This is a genomic window from Thermoanaerobaculia bacterium, from assembly GCA_035717485.1.
Lineage (GTDB): Bacteria > Acidobacteriota > Thermoanaerobaculia > UBA5066 > DATFVB01 > DATFVB01.
Map to the genome: position 1 here is coordinate 1 of DASTIQ010000259.1, position 5,295 is coordinate 5,295.

At 70.7% G+C, this 5,295-nt stretch carries 5 protein-coding genes; 1 reads left to right on the forward strand and 4 read right to left on the reverse strand.

Annotated elements, in window-relative coordinates; translation table 11 throughout:
* The 4 genes from VFS34_13680 to VFS34_13695 all read right to left on the reverse strand — a co-directional run.
* Positions 1-899, reverse strand: an 899-nt coding sequence (locus VFS34_13680; GenBank protein ID HET9795498.1) for a DUF1972 domain-containing protein, incomplete at its 3' end; no start/stop codon positions are given.
* Complete coding sequence (locus VFS34_13685; protein ID HET9795499.1) at positions 896-1,918, reverse strand: glycosyltransferase family 2 protein; 1,023 nt, start codon at positions 1,916-1,918, stop codon at positions 896-898. The genes VFS34_13685 and VFS34_13680, both read right to left, overlap by 4 nt.
* On the reverse strand, positions 1,915-2,883 hold the full coding sequence (locus VFS34_13690; protein ID HET9795500.1) for a glycosyltransferase: 969 nt from the start codon (positions 2,881-2,883) through the stop codon (positions 1,915-1,917). The genes VFS34_13685 and VFS34_13690 overlap by 4 nt, the downstream gene beginning before the upstream one ends.
* Positions 2,880-3,977, reverse strand: coding sequence for a glycosyltransferase family 2 protein (locus VFS34_13695; protein ID HET9795501.1), 1,098 nt, complete (start codon positions 3,975-3,977; stop codon positions 2,880-2,882). Before VFS34_13695 ends, VFS34_13690 begins: the two co-directional genes overlap by 4 nt.
* Positions 3,978-3,987: 10 nt before the next feature.
* On the opposite strand from VFS34_13695, the gene serS reads away from it, so the two are divergent.
* On the forward strand, positions 3,988-5,241 hold the full coding sequence (gene serS / locus VFS34_13700; GenBank protein HET9795502.1) for a serine--tRNA ligase: 1,254 nt from the start codon (positions 3,988-3,990) through the stop codon (positions 5,239-5,241).
* Positions 5,242-5,295 lie beyond the last annotated feature (54 nt).

The window sequence follows — 5,295 nt, forward strand, 5'->3', positions numbered from 1 at the left end:
TCCCGATTCTCCGGCGAGTCGTGGTACGCGACGATCCTCCCGGCGCCCATGGCTTCGACGAGCGCGGGATGGGTTCCCCCGACCTCGGTCGCCTGGACGTACGCCCGCGCGTGGAAGAGGAGCTCCCGGTAGCCTTCGCCGTACACCGCGCCGGGAAAGAGGACGCGGCCGTCCGCCGCCCGTTTCACGCGGGCGATGTATTCCGCCGCGTAAGGGGCGTCTCCGACGACGACGAGGGGGAGATCCCCTTTCGCCTCGCGGTACGCCTCGACGACGGCGAGCGCGTTGTTCTCCGGCTCGAGACGCGAGACGTAGAGGAAGTAGCGGCCCGGAGCGATCCCGAGCCGGCCGAGCGCGGCGCTCCCGGCGGGCGGTTCGAGATCCCCGCCGTACGGAATGACGAGCGGATCGACTCCGAAAGTCTCCGCGTAATACCGGCGGATCACCCCGGCGTCCGTGACGAGGACGTCGGGCAGGGCGGTCGAGAGCCGCTCCGAGATCGCGTACGCGGCCCGGCCCGCCGCGCTCCATTTTCGGCGGTTCCGCTCGAGGCCGTCCACGTTCAGGAGCACGCGCGCTCCCGAGAGCTTCGGGATCCCGCAGACGGCGGCCGTGATCGCGTTGCAGAAGAGCACGGCGTCGTAGCGGCGCCGGGCGGCATGGATCGCGGAGAGGAACGCGTGCACGATGGTGTCGAGGTATTTCGAGCGGATCGTGGGGAGGACGACGACGTTCACGTCGCCCACCTTCGTGATCGACCGGTCGGTGTAGTGAGTCCGGCAGTACACCGTGACGTCGTGACCGCGGCGCGCGAGCCGCCGCGACAGCTCGTCGGCGAACGTCTCGAACCCGCCGTAGCGGGGAGGGATCCCGCGCGTCCCCAGGATCGCGATCCTCATCCGCGCGTCCCGCGGCGGCCCGCCGCGACCGCGCCGGTCGCCGACGGGCGGATCGCCGCGATCTCGGCTCGCTTCCGGAGGAGGCGCCGCCGGTTCTTCAGCAGCCAGGAAAAGGCCGGAAGCGACGAGCGCTCGACCACGAGGCACGCGGCGAAGACGACGAGATCGCGCGCGAGCGTCGGCAGTCGCCGGAACTCCGCAACCGGCGCGTTGTTGATCCGGAGCAGGAATCGATTCTTCACGGAGTGATAGTTCGCGGCGGCGCTCATCTCCCGGCGGCGCTCGGGGAGGTTGCGCCGGCGATGCCACGCGACGGCCTCCGGGACGAAGAGGCACCGCCACCCGGCGCGGCGCAGGCGGAGCGCGAGGTCGGCGTCCTCGCGGTAGAGGAAGAAGTCTTCGTCGAACCACCCCGTCGAGATCCGCACGGAATCGAGAGCGGAGCGGCGGTAGAACCCCGCCGCGCCGGTGACGCCGGCGATCTCCCGCCGGCGCGGCCGAGGCCACTTCGGCGCGGCGACGGCCCGCGGCTCCGCGCCGACCGCCGCCGAATCGGGAGCGCCGGCGTCCCGGTCGAAATGGCGCCCGGACGCCGTGAAGACGATGCCGGTCGAGTCGAGCACCGGAATCGGCGACAGCTTCGGTCCTTCGGCGCGGCCGATCCTGCCCGAGGCGGATCCGACGTCGGCGGCGTCCGGAGCGTCCAGGCGCCGCACGAGCGCGGCGCAGAACCGCGCATCGAGACGGCAATCGGGATTCAGGGTCAGGACGTAGCGGCCCGACGACGCCGCGATGCCGGCGTTGGCCCCCCCCGCGAAGCCGAGATTCGTCGGCTGCGGGAGAAACCGTGCTCCGTGAGCGGCGGCGATCGTCCGCGAAACCGACGGGTCTCCGTTCTCGACGACGAGGACCTCGGACGAAACGTCCTGCTGGCCCGCCGCGGCGGGAAGCGAAACGGCGAGGTCCTCGGCGGATCCGTGCGACACGACGACGATCGAGACGTCCGGCGCACGACTCACGACAACGCCGCCCGGAACGCGCCCCGATAGGCGCGGAAGGCTTCGCGGCGGGATCGCGGCGGGCTGGGCCGAAGCGGCAGGAGCAGCGCGCGCAGGACCATTCCCGCGGCGACGAGCGCCCGGAAGAGGAACGCCGCGGCGGCGCCGTGGTGCTTTCGCCAGAAGACGATCGCGTTCCGGTAGTACACGGGCAGAAACCGGTCGTAGCCGAGGCGGCGCATCGAAGCGCCTCCGGCGTGCTCGAAGAGGACATCCGGATAATACACGATCTTTCCGGTGCGTCGAAGGCGGGCGCACAGATCGACGTCCTCCCACCAGGCGGGGACGAACCGCGGATCGAAGCCGCCGATCGAGCCGAACGCGTCGCGGCGAACGGCGAGCACGGCGGCCGCCGGCTGCTCGACCTCGAAGCTCGTCGAGCGGTCACGATCGAGATAGCGGTCGCGAACGCGTCCGCGGTTCCCCGGGAAGGCGCGGTCGATCAGAAGCAGCTCGCGCGCGGCCTGCCGGAGCGTCGGCAGTCTGCGGAGCTGGAACGTTTCCTGGCTTTCCCCCCCGGTGTCGGCCCCGCCGCGTTCCCCGGATTCCGGGTCCTGGATGGAAAGCGGAATGAGACGCGGGGCGACCGCGACCCAGTCGGCATGCGTCTCCAGCGCCCGCGCGATCGCGCCGAAGGCGTCTCCCGTCGCGCGCGCGTCCGGATTCACCAGGAGGAGGATCTCTCCTTTCGCGTGAGCGGCCCCGTGATTGACGGCCGGCCCGAATCCGACGTTCTCCGAGAGCACGGCGAGGCGCACGTCGGGCCAGAGCCGGCGAATCGCCTCTCCCGGCGCTTCCTCCGAATCGTTGTCGACCACGATGAGCTCCGCCGGCGTCGCGGATCGCGCTCGCGCCGCGGCGAGGCTTTCGACGCAGCCCTCCAGATCGCGCCCGGAGTTCCAGGAGACGACGACGATCGAGATCAAGGACGGCGCGGCGGCGAAGCGGGAAAGCCGGTCAGGAGCGGCTCCTTCCGACGCTCCCGCAGGGCGCGCCACGCCGCGGCCGGCCACACGATCAGCGGGAGGAGCCAGCCGGCGCCGCCGAGCGCGCGGGCATGGGCGAGATCGGCGCGCAGAAGGTCGCCGAGCCGCCGCCGGAGGAAGGCGTGGTCGAAGTTCTTGAGCAGGGTCCGCCAGCGGTTCTGCGCGATCCAGAGCGCCCTCCTCCACGGCGTGCGGCCTCCGGTCATCGATCCGCGGTGGAACGCGATCGCTTCGGGATCGAGCGCGAAACGCCAGCCGGAGCGCGCGAGCCGGAGCGAAAGGTCCACGTCCTCGTAGTAGGCGAAGAACGAATCGTCGAAGACGCGGCCGCCCGCGCCGACGTCGGCCAGCGCTTCGCGCCGGTACATCGCGGCGGTGGCGGACACTCCCGGCACCTCGATCGCCTCGGTCGGCGCGGCGAAACGCTCGTCTCCGGCATGGAGCGGAACGGCTTCTCCCCGCGCGTTCCACGAAAGCCCCGCCGTGTCGATCGTCGCGCCGTCCTCGCGGAGCACCAGTCCCTGCACCCCCGCGAGGCGCTCGTCGAAGGAAAGCCGCGCCGCGAGGCGCGCCGCGTAGTCGGGCGCGAGCCGCGCGTCGTTGTTGACGACGAGAACGAACGGCGCCGCCGTCCGCGCGATTCCTTCGTTGACCCCTCCGGCGAATCCGAGGTTCGCCGTCAGCGGTACGACGCGGATCCCGGGAAAGCGCGCGCGGACCGCGTCGGCTTCTCCGCCCGCGGACGCGTTGTCGACGACGAGGACTTCCATCGCGATGCCCTGCTGCGAGGCGAGGGATTCGAGGCACCGGTCGAGCGCCGCGCCTCCGTCCCGGTTCACGACGATCGCGGAAACGTCCCACGCGGGAGGGGCGTCGGTGGACGGCGCGTACGGGTCGCTCGGAAGGCGACCGGTCCGCTCCTGTTCGTCGTCCTGCTGAGGCCGCCCTCGCTCGCCGTCGCGAGCTTCGGCGAGGCGGGTCCGCTCCTGTTCGTCGCGGACCGCGTTTGACTTGTCCGTCGGGGCGTTGTTCAATCCGCGATTCATGTTAGCACGCGCGTTTCTCCGCGATCACGCGGCGCGCCTCGCCTCCGAGATGCCGGAACGCTACGCGGGAGTCGATCTCGCGAGGTATACGGAGATCGAGGCGCGGCGGCGCGAGGTCGTCACGGAGCTCGAGCGGCGCCGCCAGGAACGGAACCGGCTCACCGCCGGCAAGCAGCGTCCCTCCCCGGAGCAGGTCGCTGAAATCAAGCGGCTGAAAGAGGAGATCGGGAGCCTCGAGGAGGACGAGCGGCGTTGCGACGCCGACCTCGAGAAGATCGAGAAATGGATCCCCAACGTCCCCGACGATTCCGTCCCGCGCGGCAAGGACGAGTCGGCCAACCGCGAGGAGCGGCGCGTCGGAACGCCGCGGACGTTCTCGTTCGCGCCCCGGCCGCACTGGGAGATCGGAGAAGCGCTCGGAATCCTGGACTTCGATCGGGCCGCCAAGATCGCGGGCGCGCGCTTCTCGCTGCAGTTCGGGGCGGGCGCGATGATCGAGCGCGCCCTCTCGGCGTTCATGCTCGACCTCCACACGCGCGAGCACGGCTATCGGGAGGTCCTCCCGCCGTTCATGGTCAATGCCGATTCGCTCTTCGGCACCGGAAACCTGCCGAAATTCGGCGAGGAGCTCTTCCGCGCGGGCGACTACTACCTGATCCCGACGGCCGAAGTCCCCGTGACCAACATTCATCGCGACGAGATCGTCGATGGCTCGGCGCTCCCGATCCGCTACGTCGCCGGGACGCCGTGCTTCCGGGCCGAGGCCGGGGCGGCGGGACGCGACACTCGCGGACTGATCCGGCTCCACCAGTTCGACAAGGTCGAGCTCGTCTGGTTTTCGAGGCCGCAGGATTCCTTCGATGCGCTTGAGCGGCTGACCGGCCACGCCGAGGAAGTCCTTCGCCGGCTCGGCCTTCCATACCGGGTCGTGACGCTCTCGACGGGCGATCTCGGGTTCGGTTCGGCCAAGACCTACGACATCGAGGTCTGGCTGCCGGGCCAGGACACGTATCGCGAGATCTCCTCGTGCTCGAATTTCACCGATTTCCAGGCGCGCCGCGCGAACATCCGCTTCCGCCCGGGCGAGTCCGAAAAGCCGGAGTTCGTCCACACCCTGAACGGCTCGGGGGTCGCGATCGGCCGGACCATCGTCGCGATTCTCGAGAATTACCAGCGCGAGGACGGATCCGTCGAGATTCCCGCGGCGCTCGTGCCCTACATGGGCGGGCTCTCCGAGATTCGGTCCGGCTGAGGGACCCGCTTCCGCTCAGGCCGAGGCGTTCTTCCGACCGCCGCGCGCCGCCCG